This is a genomic window from Acidiphilium sp. (assembly GCF_049977125.1).
GTDB lineage: Bacteria > Pseudomonadota > Alphaproteobacteria > Acetobacterales > Acetobacteraceae > Acidiphilium.
The window spans coordinates 5952-25359 of sequence record NZ_JBMFGY010000024.1 but is presented as its reverse complement, the minus strand read 5'-3'; the positions used below and the strand labels follow the sequence as shown (position 1 = coordinate 25359).

The window sequence follows — 19408 nt, the reverse complement described above, 5'->3', positions numbered from 1 at the left end:
CCCGTCAGGGACGGAGCCGTTTATCGATAGGCACGGTAACGGTCAATCAGGTCGGGTAGGTCATTTTGCATCCCGCCGCCGCCGGCGACAACGCGAGCTCGGCGCCCGGAATAATCGCGGTCACATCGAACAGATTGGGGTAGGTTCCGTTCGAAATGACGTGGCCGGGGAACATGCTGAGCAGCAATTGATGATCGGCCGCGCGATACGCCGGCGCATTCGGCTGCAGGGCGATTTCGGGCGGTAGCACCAGACCCTCCATCGCCCGCACCACTTTCATCGTGTCGGTCGATTTGGCTTTTTCGACCGCGAGCTTGATGGCATAGGTCGATGCATAACCGAACCACGACCGCGCTGACGGATATTCGTTATTGTATTTGGCGCGATAGGCTTTGACGAATTCCGCGACATGCGGGGTGTTCGGCTGGTTCCAGTACCACTCCATCGTCCACCAGCCATAGCGGGCGGCGGGCGGCAATGCCTGCGCCTGCTCCAATTCGAACAGGGCGCCGGCGACCGCGATCTCTTTGTTGATGCCGAACTGAGCGATCTGCTTCATGCAATTGACCTGATCGTCCCCCGCGAGGAGCAGGCAGAGCACTTTCGGCTTCTTGGCCTTCACATCGATCAGATAGGACGAGAAATCGGTCGTGCCGACCGGCGCGAGCGCGCTGCCGAGCACCTTGCCGCCGGCCGCCTTGAGCTGCTTGGTATAATCGGCCTGCTCGGCGTGACCGAAGGCATAATCGGTCGTGATGAAATACCAGGATTTGCCGAATTTCTTGAACAGGGTTTCGAAATCGCCCGATGTCAGCATCCATGTCGTCGAGCAGGTGCGGAACGTGTTCCACTTGCAATCGGTGCCGGTCACCGCATCGACGTGACCGCCCGTCACCATGAACAGCATGTTGTGCTTGTTCGCGAACTGACTAAGCGCCAGCGATGAGGCCGAATTGACCGTCCCCATCAGGAAATCGATCTTGTCGCGCGAGACGAGGCGCGCCGCCTTGTCGAGGCTGGTGCCGGGATTGCCCGCGCCGTCCTCGACCAGAAGCTGCAACGGCCGGCTCATGATGCCGCCGTTTTTGTTGATCTCTGCCTCGGCGAATCTCGCGCCCTTGATTTCACTATGCCCCAGCGGTGCGAAAATGCTGGTGATCGGATCGACCAGACCGATCTTGATCGGCGTCTCGCTGGCTGCCCAGGTGGGTTTCGGCGTCGCCAGCAAACCGGCCACGCCGGCGGCCGCGCCGGCCTTGAGCAAACCGCGACGATCCAACGAACCAAGACGATCCAACGAACCAAATTGAGTGTCATTCATTGCAGTAGACCTTCCCCTCCAATATTACTTGTTAGACGTCCGAACGTTCTGCCCGAACTTAACGCAACGCCTGGCGCCACGAACGCTCATCTTTTGCAACTGTCGTATAGTGACAACATGGCGGATAAAGTCCACCCATCCCGGACGGCTCGGCAAAAAAAAATGGCCCGCCGCCTGACTTGCATCAATGATGAAGGGGAAGTTTCTATCTCAGATGGAACCATAGCCACGTAAGGATAGCGATGTCGTGATGTGCCCGTCAGACCTTGAACAAAACAAAACGACCGATCGATCGATGGATGCTCGGCGCGCGGGCGATGAGATTGTCGCCCAGATCCTGGCCTGGGCCGAAGCGCGTCAGAGCGCGCCGGCCCGCGTGGTCGGCGATACGGCGCATTTTGTCGAATGGGCACATTATCCCCAGCCCGACGCGATCGATCCAACGAGCCGATGGCGGTTCTATTACCACGCCCATCCGGAGTCACAGCGCCTTCGCCGCGAACACGGGCATTTCCACATCTTCGTCCCCGCCCCGCCGGAACCGACCGCCGAGACCGCCGGCGGTTTCTCGCACCTTGTCGCCCTCTCGGTGGATGCACAGGGGCTTCCGCTCCGCCTGTTCACCACCAATCGCTGGGTCACCGATGAGGTCTGGCAACCGGCCTCCGCCATGATCCGTTACCTCGATTCCCCCGCCCTGCACGACGCCGCGCCGGAGGATGTCGCGCGATGGCTGAACCATATCGTTATACGCTATGCGGGCGAAATCGAGGCCTTGCTGGTTGCCCGTGACATCCGCATGGCCGCGGCGGCGCACCGTCACCCGCATGCGCTCGAGGACCATCGGTTACGCATCCCAAGCCAGCGCGCCATCCGCCTCACGTGAAGACAACGCCGTGATGGTGTGGGTCGGCAAGCCTTACAGGATCACCACCGCGACATGTCCTTTTTCGCCGGCATAGCCGAGGTAGCGGTAGCTGTGGCCAGACGTGGCGCAGAACTCCTGGAACGCCTTGTATTCATGGTGGCGCCAGCCGGGATAGTTGAAATACTCGTCGAACACGATGACCGTGCCGGCGACGATGCGCGACGCGAGCAGATCGAAGATTGTTTTGGTCGATGAATAGATGTCGCAATCGACGTGCAAAAGAGCGATCGGCTCATTGGAATCGCTCAGAAACCGGGCGATCGTGGCATCGAACCAGCCGATATGGAGGCGCACGTTGGGGGGAACTTTTGGCGGCGCGCCCTGGCGATCGAACGTACCGCGCGGGGCGGCGGTGCCGGACCAATCCTCGGGGAGACCCTGAAAGGAGTCGAAACCATGAACGAGGCGTTGAGTGGCCTTGGCAAGGCAGGTGATCGAGAGGCCCTTTTCAACGCCGAATTCGAGGATCAGACCCTCGGCGGGCGCGCGGGACAGCGCAAAGCGGAGGAGAGCGAAGCGATCGCGCAGCATCATCGCGGATTGCATGTGCTCGATGATGTAAGCGACGGCTTCGCCCTTGGCGTGCAACCGGACATCGAACGCAAGGTCGTTCAGATACCACGAGTGCAGGATCTTGCGGTAGGCGCGCGCCATCAGGCCACCGCGCAAACCGCGTTGCAGGATCGCCATGGTTACAGCGGTTTCGGCACGCCGGCCTCGGCGAGGGCCGCGGTCTGACGGGACTCGAGGGCGGTTGCGTCGAAATCAGCCACGGTTTCGTGGAACAGCTTCTGCCAGTTGAGCTCCGCTTTCAGGCGCAGGAAGACACTGCCAAGGCCAATCGCCGAACGATCCATCAGCACGAACTCTCGCGGCGGGCGAACGCCGCCGGTGCGCTTGAGGCCTTCGTGAACACGTTCGGCAACGCTGCGACCATAGGTGACGTCGTTGGTTTCCTGGATCGGTCGCACGCGGTCCTGCATCAGCGGCTCATACAGGAAGCGCGCCCAATCGTTCAAGACGTCGAGTTTCTCCTTGGTGATGTCGGTGAAACCCCAGATTTTGTAGGCGTGGTAGGCGTGATCATCGTCATTGTCGCGGATGGCGTTGAACAATTCGATCACGCCGGCAACGAAATTCGAGTCGAACACGCGAATGGCGCCGAAATCGAGCAAATTGATGCCGCCATCGGGGTTCACCTGATAGTTGCCGAGATGCGGGTCGCCATGAATGACGCCAAAACGGTAGAACGGCACATACCAGGCCCGGAACAGCGCCGTCGCGATACGATTGCGCGCTTCGAGCGACGGATTGGTATCGAGCCAGGTCTGCATCCCGGTGCCGGTGAGCCAGGACATGGTCAGGAGGCGTTTGGTCGAGAATTCCGGGATCGGGACCGGGATCACGACATCGGGCTGGCCATCGAGCATCAGGGCGTACAGCCGCGCCTGGGCCGCCTCGCGCTGGTAATCGAGTTCCTCGCGCAGGCGGGTGGCGAGTTCGACGTAGATGTCCTCCTGATGGATCGCATTGTCCATCCGCTTGTACACCGCCATGGCGAGCTTGAGTTGGCGCAGATCGGCTTCGACCGTGCTGGCCATGTCGGGGTATTGCAGTTTGCAGGCGACATCGCGGCCATCGGGCAGGGTGGCGCGGTGGACCTGACCCAGGCTGGCGGCGGCAGCGGCTTCGTGACCGAAGGATTTGAATTTCGCTTCCCAATCCGGTCCCAGCTCGGCCGCCATGCGGCGACGGACGAACACCCAGCCCATTGCCGGCGCATTGGCCTGCAACTGTGCGAGTTCCTTGGCATATTCCTCCGGCAGGGCATCAGGGATCGTGGTGAGGATCTGCGCGACCTTCATCATCGGCCCCTTGAGACCGCCGAGAATCGTCTTCAGGTCTTCGGCATGGCGGGCGCGATCGGTCTTGATGCCGAACACCCGGTTACCGGCCACCCGCGCGGCAATGCCCGATACCGCCCCCGAGGTGCGGGCAAATCGCTTGAACTCGCCGAACAGCGTACTGCCGGAATCCGCTTCGTTGACCATTTGACCTCAGTTTTCCAGTTCATCGATAAATCCGGCGATGACATCGAGCCCACGGTGCCAGAATGCGGGGTTTGATGCATCGATGCCGAACGGTGCGAGCAACTCGCCATGGCGCTTGGTGCCGCCGGCGCGCAGCATGGCGGTATAGCGCCGCACGAAGTCGCCGCCACGCCCAGCCGCGCGTTCATCCTGATACAATCCGTAGAGCGCGTTGACCAGGCAATCGCCGAACGCATAGGCATAGACATAGAACGGCGAATGAATGAAATGCGGCACATAGGCCCAGAACATCCGGTACTCTTCGGTAAAGTTGAAGGCGGGGCCGAGGCTTTCGCGTTGCACGTCGAGCCAGATCTGCCCGATCTCCTCGGGCAGCAACTCGCCCGAACGGCGGCGATCGTGCAGGCGTTGTTCGAAGGTGAAAAAAGCGATCTGGCGCACCACCGTGTTCAGCATGTCCTCGACCTTGCGCGCCAGCATCAATCGGCGGCGGTCAGGGTTGGTTTCGGCATCGAGCAAGGCGCGGAACGTCAGCATTTCACCGAACACGCTGGCGGTTTCGGCGAGGGTGAGCGGTGTGCGGGCCAACAGATAACCCTGATCGGCGGCAAGCGTTTGATGGATGCCATGGCCGAGTTCATGCGCCAGCGTCATGACGTCGCGGGCGCGGCCATGGTAATTCAACAGGATATAGGGGTGCGCATCCGGCACGGTGGGATGGGCGAAAGCTCCGCCGGATTTGCCGGGGCGCGGCACGGCATCGATCCAGGGGTTGTCAAAGAAGCGCCGGCCGATGGCGGCGAGTTCGGGACTGAAATCGCCGTAAGCGGCGAGAACATGGGCCTGCGCCTCGCTCCAGGCGATCGCCGGGTCGGCATCGCCGGGGATGGGCGCATTGCGATCCCAATGTTCAAGACGATCAAGGCCGAGCCAGCGGGATTTCAGCGTGTAATAACGGTGCGAGAGGCGGGGATAGGACGTGCTCACGGCGTGGACGAGGGCGGCCACCACCTCGTCTTCCACCCGGTTTGAACGATTGCGCGCTGAAACCGGCGTCGGGTAATGCCGCCAGGCATCGTCGATCGCCTTATCCTTGGCAAGGGTATTGGTGATCAGGGTGAACAGCTTGGCATGGCGCTTCAACTCCGCCCCGATCGCCCGGCCCGCCGCCTCACGTATCGCCCGATCCGGTTCGGACAGGCGGTTGAGCGCCGCACCCAGCGTGATCTCCTCCCCGCCCAGCGCGACGCGCAAACCCGCGATGGTTTCATCGAACAGGCGCGACCAGGCGGTGGGGCCGGTGACATCCTTGTCGTGCAGGAGTTTTTCCAGATCGTCCGACAATTGATGGGGCCGGCCTTGACGCAGATCGCGCAGCCACGGCGCATAGCGCGACAACGCCGGGTCGTTCATGTTGACGTCGAGCTGCGCATCCTCGATCCGGTTGAGTTCGAGCGGAAAGAACAGCAGCGACGCCCCGATATCATTCGCGCGTTCCATCACCGACTGGTAAAACCGCCCCGACTCCGGCAGCGACGCATCGCCGCTGAAGGTGAGTTGGGCAAAAGCATACAGCCGCGCCAAACCCTGCTCAATGGCCTCATATCGTTCGATCGCCGCCGCCAGTGCCGCGCCATCAAGGGTCGCGAGACGGCCCTGATAGGCGGCGCCGAACGCCGTCGCCTCTGCCGCGAGCCGCGTGAAGTGGTCCTCGATCGCTGGATCGGCGGTGCCGAGATACAGATCCCTCAGATTCCACTCCGGTAGCGTGGCAGTGACATCACCCACGATTCTGCCTGCCAGATCGTCAGGTGCGACCAGCGACCTCAACCCTGTCATACATCTCTCCTTGCCGCTTAACAGATAGGCGTGAATGCCGGGACGTCAAATGACGATCCCTCGGGTCGGCCTGAATCCGGGGCGCGATCTAGCCGAAACGGAACGCCTCCCGATGGATCGCCGTGCACAACCGTCCCTCGGCGTCGACGTAGCCGCGATACATCCCTGACGAATTGAACGGCAGAACCGGCTCCCCCACAGCACCCAGCGCGATCAACCCGCCGTCGCCGCCGTGCGTTGCGAGTTGTGCGACAACATCGGCCGCCGCACCCGCGATCGCCTCGCCGTTATAGCGAAGCCGGGCCGCGATCTCAGCCGCGGCGGTGTAGCGGATGAACACCTCGCCGGTGCCGGTGCAACTCACCGCACATAATTCATCGGCGTAGGTGCCCGCCCCGATGATCGGCGTGTCACCCACCCGTCCCGATCGCTTGCCGGTCATCCCGCCGGTCGAGGTTGCGGCGGCCAGATCGCCACGCGCGTCCCGCGCCACCGCGCCGACAGTGCCATGCCGATCGGCATCGGACCTGGTATCCGGCGCATTTGCGGCCCGACGCGCCAATTCGCGATCCAGCGCCGCCCGTCGATCCGGCGTCTCGAAATAATCGGCCGGCGCGAAAATCAGCCCGGCATCACGGGCCACGCTGTGCGCCCCCTCGCCGATCATCAACAGATGGGACGTGGTTTCCATCACCGCGCGCGCCGCCAGAACCGGATTACGCGGCCCGCAGATCCCCGCCACCGCGCCGGCGCGGCGATCCGCGCCGTTCATGATTCCCGCATCCATCTCGATCGTGCCGGCATCGGTCAGCACCGCGCCATGACCGGCATTGAACAAACGATCGTCCTCAAGCGCACACACCGAAGCGGTCACGGCATCGAGCGACGATCCACCACGGCGCAATACCGACCAGCCGGCGCGCAGCGCAGCCCGCAACCCCTCGTGTCGCGCATCGGTCATCGCCGCCGTCAAATCCGCGACCCGCATGGTGCCCGCACCGCCGTGAATTGCGATCGAAATACGCATGAAAACCCCTCATTGCAGGAACTGGCGACTCTACAGGCTTATCCCGGAAACAGCATCATCCCATGACATTGCCGCATGCGTTACGCTGGGTCACTATAGGCCTCTGAAATCAACAGGGGGATGCGCCATGACCCAAGATCTGCTTGAAACCACCGAGGGTGCCGTGCGCATTCTCACCCTCAACCGCCCGGAAAAGCTCAACGCCCTCAACCCCTCGCTGCACGAGGCCCTGGCCTCGGCCTTCGCGGCGATCGAAACCGACCCTGCCATTCGCGCCGTGCTGCTCACCGGGGCGGGTCGAGGCTTCTGCTCCGGCGCCGATCTGATGCAGAACCTCGGCGGCGACCAGCGCGACCTCGGCGCCTCGATCGATCGACATTACAACCCGCTGGTCCGTCGCATGCGCGCGCTGCCAAAACCGATCGTCGCCGCCGTCAATGGCGTCGCGGCGGGAGCCGGCGCCAATCTCGCCCTCGCCGCCGATATTGTCATCGCCTGCGAATCGGCCAATTTCACCCAGGCGTTCATCCGCATCGGTCTGATGCCGGATGCCGGCGGCACCTTCCTCCTGCCGCACCTGGTGGGCGACGCCCGCGCCCGTGGCCTCGCCATGCTCGGCGACACCATCACCGCCGCCGAAGCCGCCGCAATGGGGATGATCTGGCGGTGCGTGCCCGACGCGGGCTTCGCCGAAGCCGCCCTCACCCTGGCCGCCACCCTCGCCGCCAAACCGACCCAGGCGATCGCGGCGATGAAGCACGCCTTCAACGCCGCCGCCGTCAACAGCCTCGATCTCCAACTCGACCTTGAGCGCGACCTGCAACGGAAACTTGGCCGCACCCCGGATTTCGCCGAAGGCGTGCGCGCCTTCAGCGAACGGCGGCCACCCCGCTTTAGCGGCGCACCAGAATTCCAAGGCTGAGCGCCATGACCCCCAAGCCGGCAAAGATCACGCGGGGACCGATGCCCTGATGCAGAAGCGCCGTGAGCAGGAGGCTCGCCATCAACATCGCCGCCGCCGAAATAATATTGGTCCCCGCCACCGCCCGCGCGCGCGCACTCGGCTCGGACCACGCCTGGACCGCGGCGAAACTCGGCACAGCGATCAACCCGCCACTGACTGACACCACGAACAACAGACCCAGAACCGGCAGGAAATCATTCCGGCGCGCGAGAACCGCGATCATGATCGCGCCGACACCCACCATCAACGTGCCAAGCCGCGCGGGTCGCAATGAAATCTCGCCATGCATCAAGCGTGCGGCGAGGAAACTGCCGGCGCCGATTCCGATCGAGAATACGGTCAGCCCCAGCGTAACCGCCGGCGGACCGCGATGCAGATCGTTTCTGGTCATCACCGGCAGCAGCGTGAGGCAGATGATGCCGGCGAACCAGAACCAGGTGTTGACCATGGCGGCGTGCCATAAATCACGCGAGTGGCGCAGCACCATGATCAGGCCGCGCGCCGCGGTGACGGGGTTGGCCCGCAGCTGCAAATCCGGTCGCGCGGCACCCGGCCGGGGGATCAACCGCGCGGCGCCGAACGCCAGCAGTGCGAATCCCATCACGATCATGCACAGCACCACCGGATCGCGCGCGCCCAACAACCCGCCCACCGCCGTGCCTATCAGGATGGCCGCGAAAGTGGCGAAATCGACCAACGCATTGGCGAGCGGCAGTTGCTCAGTCCGCAATAAATCGGGCAGCAAGCCGTATTTGACCGGCCCGAACAATGACGCCAGCACGCCGAACGCCAGCAACGCCGCGAACAACAGCGGGATCGATTGCAGCAGAAATCCAACCACCGCCAGTGCCGCCGCCCCGATTTCGACCGCCTTCACCGTGGTCGCGACGGCCGCCTTGTCGAACCGGTCCGCCATCTGCCCGGCAATGCCCGAAACGACCAGCGATGGCCCAACGAACGCCGCCCCCGCCAGCGCCACCAACGCCGACTGCCCGTGCAGCCGATACAAAATCAGCACGGCCAGCGCGGTTTTCAAAAAATTATCATTGAACGCCGCAAACGCCTGACACCAGAACAGCGGTGCAAACCGCCGGTCCCACAGAAGCGTGCGCGGGACGGGAATTCAGCCCTCGCCGTGGTTCACTCGCCGGGCGCTTTTAAATCCAGCGCCAGCGCATGCAGTCCCGATTTGAACTCGGCATCCAGCGCCTCATGCACGGCGCGAGAGCGCGCCACCCGGTTCATCCCGGCAAATCGCGGTGAAACCAAGGACAGCCGATAATGCGTTTCACCGACATTCGGCGCATGGCCGACCTGATCCATCCGGGTTGCATGTTTTGAGTGTCGCGCGCTGTCGTCCTTGATTTCACAGACGGCGGGCGCGAACACCTCGGTCAGCGTGGTTCGGATACGATCAGTTCGTGTTGTCATAGATGCAGTTCGTGTTGTCATAGGTGGATTGTGCACCAGCAATACATGGTTGCCAAGTCGCCCACAAAGGGCAAATTATGCAGGATGTCTGCGCCACCCTTCTCCCGATCGACCCGCCGCGTCCGCGCCTTCGCGCCCGATCCTGACGCGCCGGGCCGCGCATGCGATAACCCCGATTGCGATCTTGCTGGCGACTACCGGGCACCGAAATCGCGCGATAATCTGCGGGAATATTACTGGTTCTGCCTTGAACACGTCCGCGCCTACAATGCGCGGTGGGATTATTACAAAGGCATGAGTCCCGGCGAAATCGAGTCCAACCTCCGCTCCGACACCGGCTGGCAACGGCCAACCTGGCCGCTCGGTCGCAACGGCAGCATCGGCGAGGCGCTGGAAGCCGAGCTCGCGGCCTTCGCCGGCCTCGGTCGCGCCCGCGCCAAACCGGAACCCGAACGCACCCCGTCGGAAATCCGCGAGGCGCTCGCAATCCTCGGACTCGAGTGGCCGACATCGCGCGAAGCCGCGCGCAACCGCTACAAGGAACTCGCCAAACGCCACCACCCGGATGCGAACGGCGGCGACAAGGGGGCGGAGGAACGCCTCAAGACCATCAATATCGCTTATGCTGCGCTGCGCAGCCATCTGGCGTCCATGCAGGCGGAAGCCAGTGCGTGAGAGCGGGTGCCGCTCACCTCACTTCAACAATCGCCCAATGCACTCGAACCGCGCACCGGGCTTGCAGACTGCGCCGTGGCGAGTAGTTTAACTATTCAGAAATCAAGGATGTCGATACGATGAGTACGATTGCCGCTCTTCAGGAAACCCGTGGCACGCCAACCTCGGCGATCAACCTGCCCGACCGCCGGGTCTCGGCGCGCGAGGTATTCGGCATCGAGTGCGGCTTCGAGCTACCGGCATTTTCCGAACGCACTGAGCACGTGCCTGAAATCGACGACACCTATAAGTTTGACCGCGAAACCACCTTGGCCATTCTGGCCGGTTTTGCCCTCAACCGACGGGTCATGATCCAGGGCTATCACGGCACCGGCAAATCGACCCATATCGAGCAGGTCGCCGCGCGATTGAACTGGCCTTGCATTCGCGTCAATCTGGACAGCCACATCAGCCGCATCGACCTGATCGGCAAGGATGCGATCGTGCTGAAGGAAGGCAAGCAGATCACCGAATTCCGCGAGGGTCTGCTGCCCTGGGCCTTGCAGCACCCCTGCGCCCTGGTGTTTGACGAATACGACGCCGGACGGCCGGATGTGATGTTCGTGATCCAGCGTGTTTTGGAGGTCGAAGGCAAACTCACGCTGCTCGACCAGAATCGTGTCATCCGCCCGCATCCCGCGTTCCGCTTGTTTGCCACCGCCAACACGGTCGGGTTGGGCGATACCACGGGTCTTTATCATGGCACCCAGCAGATCAATCAGGGCCAGATGGATCGCTGGAACATCGTCGCCACGCTGAACTATCTGCCCCACGCGCAGGAGGTCTCGATCGTGATGGCGAAACTGGGCATCGAGCCTGGCAACACGGTCGAGAAAAAAAAGATCGAAAGCATGGTCGCCCTGGCCGATCTCACGCGCGCCGGCTTCATCAACGGCGATATCTCAACCGTGATGTCCCCGCGCACCGTGATCACCTGGGCCGAGAACGCCCGTATCTTCGGTGATCTCGCCTTCGCCTTCCGCCTCACTTTCCTGAACAAATGCGACGAGGCAGAACGCAGCACGGTCGCGGAATACTACCAGCGATGCCTCAACGGCGAGGTCGAAACCGGCGTGATGCCGCGCCGCAGCGCATAATCCAATGGCCGGCGAGCAATCCCGTAGCGAGGATTTCAAACGTGCGACGGCCGGCGCCGTCCGCGCGATCGCCGGTAGCGATGAGGTCCAGGTCGCCTACCAGCCCGGTGCCGCCGGCCTCGCAGGCAAGCGCGCCCGCCTGCCATCACCCACCCGCGCGCTGCCACCGGCCGAGGTAGCGCGGCTGCGCGGCATCGCGGATGCCATGGCGTTGCGCCTGCGCCACCATGACGACGCCGTGCATGCCAGCCGTGCTCCGGTGTCACGTGAAGCCCGCGAAGCGTATGACGCGCTTGAACAGGCCCGCGTCGAGATCATCGGTGCCGCCCATATGAACGGCGTCGCCGCCAATCTGCAGCGCAAACTGCGGGACGATTCGGAAGCCGAAGGGCTCGACCGGATGAAGCGGCGCGAGCAACTGCCCACCGCCCAGGCTCTCGCGCTCCTGGTCCGTGAGCGCATGGACCCCCATTCTATCCCCGACATCGCCCGCCCGATCATGGAATTATGGCGCGGCACCCTGCCCGAAGGTGCCGAGGCCGCGCTCGACGATCTTGCCGCCAACCGCGCCGATCAGGACGATTTCGCGCGCGCCGCCCGGCGGCTGCTCGCCGCGATGGATCTGGCCGAGGCCGAATCCACCTCCGAATCGGATGATGGCAGCGAGGACAACGGCGACCAGGGCGAACAATCCCTTCAACAGGATAACGCTGGCGAAGGTGAAACCCAGAGCCGGCAGGATGAGGATCAGCTCCTCTCCGAAGCTCCCGAAGCGATGGAGGCCGATGCCGCCGAAGCCGAAGCCGACGAGGAAACCGAGGACGACAGCGCCGCCGCCGCCGATGAGGCGCCCGCCGGCCCGCAACAGCGGCGCAAACCGCCGGCGGAAGATGCGCAAACCGCCTATCGCGCCTTCACCCGCAGCTATGACGAGGAGATCGAAGCCGACCAGCTTTGCGACGCCGAGGAGCTGGCCCGCCTGCGCCAACAACTCGACCAGCAACTCCAGCATCTGCACGGGGTGGTTTCCAAGCTCGCGAACCGTCTGCAACGTCGTCTCCTCGCTCAGCAACAGCGCGCCTGGGAGTTCGATCTTGAGGACGGATTGCTCGATGTCGGCCGCCTCGCCCGCGTCGTGGCCGATCCGTTGTTGCCCCTGTCCTTCAAGCGTGAGCGCGACACCGAATTCCGCGACACCGTGGTTACCCTGCTGATCGACAATTCCGGCTCGATGCGCGGCCGCCCGATCTCGGTTGCCGCGATGTGTGGCGACATTCTCGCGCGCACGCTCGAGCGTTGTGCCGTCAAGGTTGAAATTCTTGGCTTCACCACCCGCTCCTGGAAAGGCGGCCAGAGTCGCGAAAAATGGGTCTCCGAAGGCAAGCCCCGCAACCCGGGCCGGCTCAACGATCTCCGCCACATCATCTATAAATCCGCCGACCAGCCCTGGCGTCGGGCGCGGCGCAACCTTGGCCTGATGCTGCGCGAAGGTTTGCTCAAGGAAAACATCGACGGCGAAGCTCTCGCCTGGGCCTACCGCCGCCTGCTCGCACGGCCCGAACATCGCCGCATCCTGATGGTCATCTCGGATGGCGCGCCGGTCGATGACAGTACCCTCTCGGTCAACCAGGGCAATTATCTCGAACGCCACCTGCGCGACGTCATTCGTGAGATCGAAAGCCGCGATCTTGTCGAACTCACCGCAATCGGCATCGGCCACGATGTAACGCGCTATTATCGACGCGCGGTTACGCTGGTGGACGCCGAAGACCTCGGCGGCACCATGATGAAGAAACTCGCCGAATTGTTCGATGAAGACGTTGCGGAATCATGGGCGCGGGCGGCCGCTCTGCGCGCCCCCCTCGTGGCGTAAGCCGGATCGCGCCGCTCGAGCGATATGCGATTAGGTTGACGCGGTAGCGGCAACATAATCGCATGAAATCGCTCGAAAAAACATAGAGATAGAGCGTTAGGCTGAAAGCATAACGCTCTCGAACCCGGTTCTTGGCGATGGCGGTCAAAATTCTTCCCAGCCCTGATCGTTTGAACTGACGGCGAGCAGTTTTGCAGGGGATTTTGCGCTGATCGCCGGGCGCGTCACATTCTGTTTGACCGGGCGGGTGGCAAAGGGACGGGTCGCCAGATTGCGTCGTTCGATCGCTCGCTCCTTGCTCATGCGCTTCTTCACCGTCCGGTCCTGATCGGTTGCGGTCGCCTCACTCCGCGCGGATACGGGCTTCGCGCCCGCGTAAGAGATTACGGGCTTCGCGCCCGTGTCCGCAATGATGAATTGTTCCACCTGTCGCGCGAGTTCGGCGGCCTCCCCGGCAAGACCATGGCTTGCCGCAGTCGCCTGCTCGACCATCGCGGCGTTCTGCTGGGTCACCTGGTCCATCTGGTTGACCGCGGTGTTGATCTGATGCAGCCCGGTCGATTGTTCCTGCGCGGACGCCGCAATATCCGTGATCAACAGGTTCATCTGCGCGACCTGCCCGGCAATGCGCTCGAGCGATTTGCCCGTTTCACCCACCAGCCGCACACCAACGCCAACCTGCTGACCTGATGCCGAAATCAGTTGCTGGATTTCCTTGGCGGCATCGGCCGAGCGTTGCGCCAGAGCGCGCACTTCGGTCGCGACCACGGCAAACCCACGTCCGGCGTCACCCGCGCGAGCGGCCTCAATTCCGGCGTTCAACGCCAGCAGATTGGTCTGAAACGCGATTTCATCAATCAACCCAACGATATTGTCGATCTGGCGCGATGATCTCTCGATCGCGCTCATCGCATTCACCGTCTCGAACACGACCTCACCCGAACGCTTGGCATCGGCCCCGGCGGCTGACACCAAATCCCGGGCTTCACTGCTGCGCCGCGCCGTGGTTTGCACCGTCGCGGTGATCTCATCCATCGCCGCGGCGGTCTGTTCCAGCGTCGCAGCCTGTTGCTCGGTGCGGCGGGCAAGATCATCCGAGGCCTGGGTGATTTCAGAGGCGCCCGCGCGCACCCCCGCACTACTCGCCGCAATAGCGGCCATCGCCGCTTGGAGCCTGGCCATCGCGCCGTTGAAATCATGGACCAGTTTTGCGTATTGCTCCGGCACGTCACCCTCGATCCGGTAGGTCAGGTCACCGGCGTCGAGTTGCTCGAGACCCCGCGCCACCGCGTCGATCGCTATCGCCTGACCGCGCGCGGCGGCATGGCGTTCAGCCGTCAACCGCCGGCTGATGTCATCGGCCTCCTGGCGCTTGACGATCGCCTGCTCCGCCGCCGTCACTTGCCCGGCGGCGATCGTTTCGAGGAGGTCGATATTGGCCGCTATCGCCTTGAAACAGGGTTTTCGCGACACCGTCGCCACGCCGGACCCGACGACCGATGCGGATTTGACGCCGACGAACAGAACACCGATCACAGCGGAACCCTGCAATATCGGCTCATAGACCGCGAGATATGCTTCACCAAGAATTTCGGTGGCACCCCGATAACTCAGCCCCTGGCCGAACATGCGATCATAGACCGGACCTGCGGCGAGCGTTGTGCCAACCGCCCGCGTTCCGGACGATCCAAATATGTTGGTGGCAACCCGCTGATCGCGTGCAAATATTGTGGCGGCACCACCGAATTTTGCCTTCACCTGATCAACGATCTCGAAATCACCGTTGATCCGGCGGTTGCCGAACCACAATACCTCTCCCTCCAGCCGCGGCTCGCCATGCGCTTCGACCAGGCTCCGCAGCATGTCGATATTCTGGGCCAGGGCATTCTGCGCCAGCATGGTGCGCTCATGTTCGGCGGCCCGTTCGACCACGGCGGCCAGATGATCGCACACCGGCGCCAATCGCCAGCGCAACCACAGTCGCATTACAACGAAACCACACCCACCGATCGCGATGATTCCGGCGATGATCGTCAGAATGCCGGTCATCGCCCCTCCGTCAGCGGGTAATGCCGCGGGTCAGGCCACCACCCGATGTATTGAATCCGGTTCACAGACGCTGTCTCCGCTCATGCCGATACGATCAAACCCCCGTTATTCTGCCGCGTAAAACTTAACGCATGGTTCACGCTGACGTTGATCACGCCGATCATCTGGAAAGAGGATGCCGCCCTACGCTGACAAACCGGCATGGCACTGCTATGCCGCTGGCTCTTGCAACCTCGATTTGATGGCGCGGGCGGATCATGGCTGGACATTCCCAATTCAAGAACATCATGCACCGCAAGGGTGCGCAGGACATTCGCCGGGCACGGCAATTCGCGAAGCTGATCCGCGAGATTACCGTCTCGGCCAAGCAGGGATTGCCCGATCCAGCGGCCAATCCGCGGTTGCGCGCGGCCTGCGCGGCGGCGCGGCAATCGAACATGCCGCGCGATACGATCGAGCGCGCGATCAAAAAAGCCGCCGGCCTCGGTGGATCGGAAGATTACGTCGAAGTGCGCTACGAGGGTTACGGCCCCTCCGGCGTCGCCATCATCGTCGAGGCCCTGACCGATAATCGCAACCGCACCGCCTCGGACGTGCGCACCGCTTTTTCCAAACACGGGGGGACCCTTGGCGAGAGTAATTCGGTCTCGTTCCTGTTCGAACGTGTCGGCGTGATCCAATATCCGGCGTCCATCGCGACGGCGGATGCCATGCTCGAAGCCGCGATCGAGGCCGGCGCCGACGATGTCCAGAGCACCGCCGACGGCCATGAGGTCATTTGCGCGGTCGAGGCTTTTTTCGCCGTGCGCGATGCGTTGGAGCAGCAGTTTGGCGAACCCGAGACCGCCAAGCTGGACTGGCGCCCCACAACAACAACGACGCTCGACGAAGATGGCGCCCGCGCGGTGTTGAAACTGATCGATGCGATCGATGACAGTGACGACGTCCAGAACGTCTATGCCAATTTCGAGATCCCCGAAGCCGTGATGCAGGCGATCGAAAACTAGCACTGGTCAGCCCTGCGCCCCGATCGCGCGCCGGGTCCGCGGGCAAGAACAGTTGCTACGCCGGCGAACCACCGGATGAACCGGTCAACGCGGCGGTATCGGCCGCACCACCGATCACCGCCCGTTGCCGCGTTCGTCCGAACGCTCAGCGAAAGGCGCAGCCCGGTTTCAAACCGAGGCGTTTGAAGATCATCGCGGCCGGGCACAGGCCCGTGATGCCCGCTTGCACCAGATTAAGCCCGGCGAAGGCGGTGAGCAGGTAAAAATAGGGGGTGACCAACCAGCCGAGAAGCAACCCGAGCAGCACAACGGCTCCGGCAAAGGACATTACGGCGTTATCGATCGTCATGGGTGTCGTCTTTCAGCTGGAGAAGCGATCAGGCGGGCGCGCCGGCATGGCTTTGCGCCCATTGCAGGATTTGTTCGAGCGGCATGGCGCCGGCGGTCTGACCGATCGGTGCGCCGTTGCGGAACAACAACAGCGTCGGAATCGAGCGAACGCCGAATTTCGCCAGAATTTCAGGGGCGTTATCGGCGTTCAGCTTGATCAGACGGAAATGCGGCTCGAGCCGCACCGCCGCCTGCACGAAGGTGGGCGCCATGGCCCGGCACGGCCCACACCACGGGGCCCAAAGATCGGCGAGCACCGGAATCTGGTCATGTTGCACATGACGATTGAAACCGGCGGCGTCGACCTCCGCGGGATGACCATCGAACAGCGGCGCATGGCATGAGCCGCAGCGCGGGCCGGCGGCGAGTCGCGCCGCCGGCACACGATTGATCGACTGGCACGATGGGCAAACCAAGGTGAGGGTGGTTGCGGTCATGGCGCTTCCGGCTCAGCCGGCCTTCTTGTGGGGTTGGACGGGATGGTGGATTTTGGGGATCTTCAATTGCTTCAGCAGGTAGCGCTCATAGAACGGTTCGCTGGTGCCCGCCTTGATCTTGCGCAAGAAATATTTCTCGAACCCGACTTTGGCGAGATGGACCCATTTACCTTCCGCCGCCCAGTTGACATTTCGCGGCGGCAGTTGCGGCTGCGCGACGAACACCACGCCGCCATCGCCGAAATCAGCCAGGCAGATGGCGTTCCAGGTCGGTTTGATGTCAGGCTCTTTGCCGCGCAGCAGGGCGCCGATGTTATGCGCTGTTGCCGTCACCATCGACTCGATCATGAAACCGGTTTTTGGCACGCCGACCGGGACGGGCGTTTTACCCGTGGGCGGGATGGCGACGCAAACGCCGATCGAGAACACATCCGGGTAGGTGGGATTGCGCTGAAACGCATCGGCCAAAATAAACCCACGCGGGTTGGTCAGACCCTCGATGCCGAACACCGCCGGTACGCCGCGGAACGGCGGCATCATCATGCTGTAGCTGAACGGCAGCGCATGCGCCATCTTCACCGAGCCGTCGTCATTGATCTCCTCGACATGCATCTGGTCCGATTCGACCGATTTGATCCGCGCATTGGTGATCCATTTGATATGACGGTTGCGCAGCTCGCTCTCCATCAAGGTTTTGGTATCGCCAACGCCGTCGAGACCGAGATGCCCGATATAGGGTTCGGGAGTGACGAACGTCATCGGCACCCGATCGCGAATTTTGCGCCGACGCAGTTCGGTATCGACAATGAAGGCAAATTCGTAGGCCGGACCGAAGCAGGAAACGCCCTGCGCCGCGCCAAGCACGATCGGGCCCGGATTCTGGCAGAACGCCTCGAACGCCGCGAAGGCCGCTTCGGCATGGCCGGTTTCGCAGATCGACATCGTATGCGCATCCGGCCCAAGGCCAGGGATTTCATCGAACGCGAGCTCAGGACCGGTCGCGATCACCAGATAATCATAGGGAACCGCGGTGCCATCCGTCATCGTGACCGTTTTGGTCTTCGGATCGACGCGGCTGGCCGAAGTGGTCAGGAACGAGATGTTCTTTTTGCGCATGATCGCGGTCAGATCGACCTCGATTTCCTTGCGCTGTCGCCAGCCGACCGCAACCCAGGGGTTCGAGGGGTAGAATTGGTAGGCCGAACTGCTGCCGATCAGCGTGATCCGGTCTTCCGGCCGCAACTGATCGGACATTTCATAAGCCATCAGGGTGCCACCCAGCCCGGCTCCCAAGACAACGATTTCCGCCATGATATCATCCATTCGTTTATGCGGTCGCCCGGTGCCGCTTTGCTTGGACGTTCAACCCGGCGGGGCGTGCCCGGGCCGCTGTAACACTTGACGCTATATTCTTAGTTTCGTACATACGCAACTATGAAAGTGTTCGCTGATGCGATGATGTCAAGGTCGGCGGCGGCCGGCCACCTGATGAAAGCCCTGGCCAATCCGCACCGGCTGCTCATCCTGTGCCAATTGTCCCAGGGCGAGCGCTGCGTCGGCGACCTCGTTGCAACGCTCGGCCTGCGCGCCTCGACCATGTCGCAGCACCTCGCGCGGCTGCGCCGTGATAATCTGGTGGCCGCTCGCCGTGACCGCCAGACGATGCACTACCGTATCGACGATCCGGCAGCACAGCGGATTGTCGAGACCTTGTTTTCCATCTACTGCGCAACGACGTCCGATAACAACGACATAGGCAATAATAACGTTAACGAGACAACATGTCCATTGCCGCAAAACAACCCCGAAAGGAACCCGTCATGACCACCCACGGCCATCACTTGCGCGAGATCACGCCCGACGAACTGCATGAAATGCTCACCGAGCATAAAGTCATCCTGATCGATGTGCGCGAACCCGATGAATTTGCCGCCGCCCGGATTCACGGCGCGCTGCTCGCCCCGCTGTCGAATTTCGAACCGCTCGCTCTGCCGCAGGACCCCACCCAGCCGGTGGTGCTGCAATGCGGCTCCGGCAAGCGTTCGGCGATCGCCGCGGCGCACTGCGCCAATGCCGATGTCGCGGTGGCCGGGCATCTGTCCGGTGGCATCGCCGCCTGGATGCGCGCGGGCCTGCGCACGGTCACGCTCGATCCGGCGACGGGCAAGGTGGTCGATCGCAAATAGGCGGCCATTCCGATGCGGAAACTGCCGGTTCGCCAAGAACCGGTCCTTCCCGGATCGCCTAATCTCAGACTGCCTCTTCTCAGGCCAGCTCTTC

The 19408-nt window shown here is 62.8% G+C and carries 19 protein-coding genes; 8 read left to right on the top strand and 11 right to left on the bottom strand.

The window, feature by feature from the left end; all coding sequences use genetic code 11:
• Nucleotides 1-46 precede the first annotated feature (46 nt).
• Entirely contained in the window at nucleotides 47-1321 is a 1275-nt protein-coding gene (locus tag ACP5E6_RS06135; RefSeq protein WP_427952868.1) for an ABC transporter substrate-binding protein, read from the bottom strand.
• 295 nt (nucleotides 1322-1616) lie between these two features.
• Here ACP5E6_RS06135 and ACP5E6_RS06130 point away from each other — a divergent pair, with 295 nt between their 5' ends.
• Nucleotides 1617-2207 carry a DUF6969 family protein gene (locus ACP5E6_RS06130; protein ID WP_427952866.1) on the top strand — a complete coding sequence of 197 codons (591 nt, stop codon included), beginning with the start codon at nucleotides 1617-1619 and terminating at the stop codon, nucleotides 2205-2207.
• Between the two features lie 33 nt (nucleotides 2208-2240).
• On the opposite strand, the gene ACP5E6_RS06125 is transcribed toward ACP5E6_RS06130, so the two are convergent.
• From ACP5E6_RS06125 to ACP5E6_RS06110, 4 genes are all read right to left on the bottom strand, one after another.
• The gene (locus ACP5E6_RS06125) at nucleotides 2241-2939 is read right to left on the bottom strand and encodes a class I SAM-dependent methyltransferase (protein ID WP_427952864.1); all 699 of its coding nucleotides are present in this window, start codon (nucleotides 2937-2939) and stop codon (nucleotides 2241-2243) included.
• 2 nt (nucleotides 2940-2941) lie between these two features.
• Nucleotides 2942-4300 carry an ABC1 kinase family protein gene (locus ACP5E6_RS06120; protein WP_427952862.1) on the bottom strand — a complete coding sequence of 453 codons (1359 nt, stop codon included), beginning with the start codon at nucleotides 4298-4300 and terminating at the stop codon, nucleotides 2942-2944.
• Between the two features lie 6 nt (nucleotides 4301-4306).
• Nucleotides 4307-6139: a M3 family oligoendopeptidase gene (locus ACP5E6_RS06115; RefSeq protein ID WP_427952860.1), complete on the bottom strand. Its 1833-nt coding sequence runs from the start codon at nucleotides 6137-6139 to the stop codon at nucleotides 4307-4309.
• A gap of 88 nt (nucleotides 6140-6227) precedes the next feature.
• Nucleotides 6228-7166, bottom strand: a complete 939-nt coding sequence (locus ACP5E6_RS06110) for an isoaspartyl peptidase/L-asparaginase family protein (RefSeq protein ID WP_427952858.1) — start codon at nucleotides 7164-7166, stop codon at nucleotides 6228-6230.
• 127 nt (nucleotides 7167-7293) lie between these two features.
• Here ACP5E6_RS06110 and ACP5E6_RS06105 point away from each other — a divergent pair, with 127 nt between their 5' ends.
• Entirely contained in the window at nucleotides 7294-8088 is a 795-nt protein-coding gene (locus tag ACP5E6_RS06105) for an enoyl-CoA hydratase-related protein (RefSeq protein WP_427952856.1), read from the top strand.
• Here ACP5E6_RS06105 and ACP5E6_RS06100 read toward each other — a convergent pair.
• Together ACP5E6_RS06100 and ACP5E6_RS06095 are read right to left on the bottom strand one after the other, a co-directional pair.
• Entirely contained in the window at nucleotides 8060-9208 is a 1149-nt protein-coding gene (locus ACP5E6_RS06100; protein WP_427952902.1) for an MFS transporter, read from the bottom strand. The two genes, ACP5E6_RS06105 and ACP5E6_RS06100, sit on opposite strands and share 29 nt — an antisense overlap.
• A gap of 62 nt (nucleotides 9209-9270) precedes the next feature.
• Nucleotides 9271-9597 (bottom strand): BolA family protein, encoded by a 327-nt coding sequence (locus ACP5E6_RS06095; RefSeq protein WP_427952900.1) that lies wholly within the window; start codon nucleotides 9595-9597, stop codon nucleotides 9271-9273.
• Nucleotides 9598-9645: 48 nt separating this feature from the next.
• Here ACP5E6_RS06095 and ACP5E6_RS06090 point away from each other — a divergent pair, with 48 nt between their 5' ends.
• From ACP5E6_RS06090 to cobT, 3 genes are all read left to right on the top strand, one after another.
• Nucleotides 9646-10236: a J domain-containing protein gene (locus ACP5E6_RS06090; RefSeq protein ID WP_427952854.1), complete on the top strand. Its 591-nt coding sequence runs from the start codon at nucleotides 9646-9648 to the stop codon at nucleotides 10234-10236.
• Between the two features lie 119 nt (nucleotides 10237-10355).
• Complete coding sequence (cobS, locus tag ACP5E6_RS06085; protein ID WP_427952852.1) at nucleotides 10356-11372, top strand: cobaltochelatase subunit CobS; 1017 nt, start codon at nucleotides 10356-10358, stop codon at nucleotides 11370-11372.
• A 4-nt stretch (nucleotides 11373-11376) separates the two neighbouring features.
• Nucleotides 11377-13245 carry a cobaltochelatase subunit CobT gene (gene cobT / locus ACP5E6_RS06080; protein ID WP_427952850.1) on the top strand — a complete coding sequence of 623 codons (1869 nt, stop codon included), beginning with the start codon at nucleotides 11377-11379 and terminating at the stop codon, nucleotides 13243-13245.
• 144 nt (nucleotides 13246-13389) lie between these two features.
• On the opposite strand, the gene ACP5E6_RS06075 is transcribed toward cobT, so the two are convergent.
• Nucleotides 13390-15294: a methyl-accepting chemotaxis protein gene (locus ACP5E6_RS06075; RefSeq protein WP_427952848.1), complete on the bottom strand. Its 1905-nt coding sequence runs from the start codon at nucleotides 15292-15294 to the stop codon at nucleotides 13390-13392.
• 257 nt (nucleotides 15295-15551) lie between these two features.
• On the opposite strand from ACP5E6_RS06075, the gene ACP5E6_RS06070 reads away from it, so the two are divergent.
• The gene (locus ACP5E6_RS06070) at nucleotides 15552-16301 is read left to right on the top strand and encodes a YebC/PmpR family DNA-binding transcriptional regulator (protein ID WP_427952846.1); all 750 of its coding nucleotides are present in this window, start codon (nucleotides 15552-15554) and stop codon (nucleotides 16299-16301) included.
• Between the two features lie 145 nt (nucleotides 16302-16446).
• Here ACP5E6_RS06070 and ACP5E6_RS06065 read toward each other — a convergent pair whose 3' ends face one another.
• Genes ACP5E6_RS06065 through ACP5E6_RS06055 form a run of 3 tightly spaced genes read right to left on the bottom strand, consistent with a single transcriptional unit; the run spans nucleotide 16447 to nucleotide 18439 of the window.
• Nucleotides 16447-16650 carry a YgaP-like transmembrane domain gene (locus ACP5E6_RS06065; RefSeq protein WP_427952844.1) on the bottom strand — a complete coding sequence of 68 codons (204 nt, stop codon included), beginning with the start codon at nucleotides 16648-16650 and terminating at the stop codon, nucleotides 16447-16449.
• A 28-nt stretch (nucleotides 16651-16678) separates the two neighbouring features.
• Nucleotides 16679-17128 carry a thioredoxin TrxC gene (trxC, locus tag ACP5E6_RS06060; RefSeq protein ID WP_427952842.1) on the bottom strand — a complete coding sequence of 150 codons (450 nt, stop codon included), beginning with the start codon at nucleotides 17126-17128 and terminating at the stop codon, nucleotides 16679-16681.
• A gap of 12 nt (nucleotides 17129-17140) precedes the next feature.
• The gene (locus ACP5E6_RS06055) at nucleotides 17141-18439 is read right to left on the bottom strand and encodes an NAD(P)/FAD-dependent oxidoreductase (RefSeq protein WP_427952840.1); all 1299 of its coding nucleotides are present in this window, start codon (nucleotides 18437-18439) and stop codon (nucleotides 17141-17143) included.
• A gap of 123 nt (nucleotides 18440-18562) precedes the next feature.
• Here ACP5E6_RS06055 and ACP5E6_RS06050 point away from each other — a divergent pair, with 123 nt between their 5' ends.
• Both ACP5E6_RS06050 and ACP5E6_RS06045 read left to right on the top strand, forming a co-directional pair.
• On the top strand, nucleotides 18563-18952 hold the full coding sequence (locus ACP5E6_RS06050) for an ArsR/SmtB family transcription factor (RefSeq protein WP_427952838.1): 390 nt from the start codon (nucleotides 18563-18565) through the stop codon (nucleotides 18950-18952).
• Nucleotides 18949-19314 carry a rhodanese-like domain-containing protein gene (locus tag ACP5E6_RS06045; protein WP_427952836.1) on the top strand — a complete coding sequence of 122 codons (366 nt, stop codon included), beginning with the start codon at nucleotides 18949-18951 and terminating at the stop codon, nucleotides 19312-19314. The genes ACP5E6_RS06050 and ACP5E6_RS06045 overlap by 4 nt, the downstream gene beginning before the upstream one ends.
• Nucleotides 19315-19408 lie beyond the last annotated feature (94 nt).

Bases quoted from the DNA above. Each gene is read 5' to 3' on its own strand.
- ACP5E6_RS06135 (WP_427952868.1), bottom strand. From the start codon at position 1,321: ATGAATGACACTCAATTTGGTTCGTTGGATCGTCTTGGTTCGTTGGAT.
- ACP5E6_RS06130 (WP_427952866.1), top strand. From the start codon at position 1,617: ATGGATGCTCGGCGCGCGGGCGATGAGATTGTCGCCCAGATCCTGGCC.
- ACP5E6_RS06125 (WP_427952864.1), bottom strand. From the start codon at position 2,939: ATGGCGATCCTGCAACGCGGTTTGCGCGGTGGCCTGATGGCGCGCGCC.
- ACP5E6_RS06120 (WP_427952862.1), bottom strand. From the start codon at position 4,300: ATGGTCAACGAAGCGGATTCCGGCAGTACGCTGTTCGGCGAGTTCAAG.
- ACP5E6_RS06115 (WP_427952860.1), bottom strand. From the start codon at position 6,139: ATGACAGGGTTGAGGTCGCTGGTCGCACCTGACGATCTGGCAGGCAGA.
- ACP5E6_RS06110 (WP_427952858.1), bottom strand. From the start codon at position 7,166: ATGCGTATTTCGATCGCAATTCACGGCGGTGCGGGCACCATGCGGGTC.
- ACP5E6_RS06105 (WP_427952856.1), top strand. From the start codon at position 7,294: ATGACCCAAGATCTGCTTGAAACCACCGAGGGTGCCGTGCGCATTCTC.
- ACP5E6_RS06090 (WP_427952854.1), top strand. From the start codon at position 9,646: ATGTCTGCGCCACCCTTCTCCCGATCGACCCGCCGCGTCCGCGCCTTC.
- cobS (WP_427952852.1), top strand. From the start codon at position 10,356: ATGAGTACGATTGCCGCTCTTCAGGAAACCCGTGGCACGCCAACCTCG.
- cobT (WP_427952850.1), top strand. From the start codon at position 11,377: ATGGCCGGCGAGCAATCCCGTAGCGAGGATTTCAAACGTGCGACGGCC.
- ACP5E6_RS06075 (WP_427952848.1), bottom strand. From the start codon at position 15,294: ATGACCGGCATTCTGACGATCATCGCCGGAATCATCGCGATCGGTGGG.
- ACP5E6_RS06070 (WP_427952846.1), top strand. From the start codon at position 15,552: ATGGCTGGACATTCCCAATTCAAGAACATCATGCACCGCAAGGGTGCG.
- ACP5E6_RS06065 (WP_427952844.1), bottom strand. From the start codon at position 16,650: ATGACGATCGATAACGCCGTAATGTCCTTTGCCGGAGCCGTTGTGCTG.
- trxC (WP_427952842.1), bottom strand. From the start codon at position 17,128: ATGACCGCAACCACCCTCACCTTGGTTTGCCCATCGTGCCAGTCGATC.
- ACP5E6_RS06055 (WP_427952840.1), bottom strand. From the start codon at position 18,439: ATGGCGGAAATCGTTGTCTTGGGAGCCGGGCTGGGTGGCACCCTGATG.
- ACP5E6_RS06050 (WP_427952838.1), top strand. From the start codon at position 18,563: ATGAAAGTGTTCGCTGATGCGATGATGTCAAGGTCGGCGGCGGCCGGC.
- ACP5E6_RS06045 (WP_427952836.1), top strand. From the start codon at position 18,949: ATGACCACCCACGGCCATCACTTGCGCGAGATCACGCCCGACGAACTG.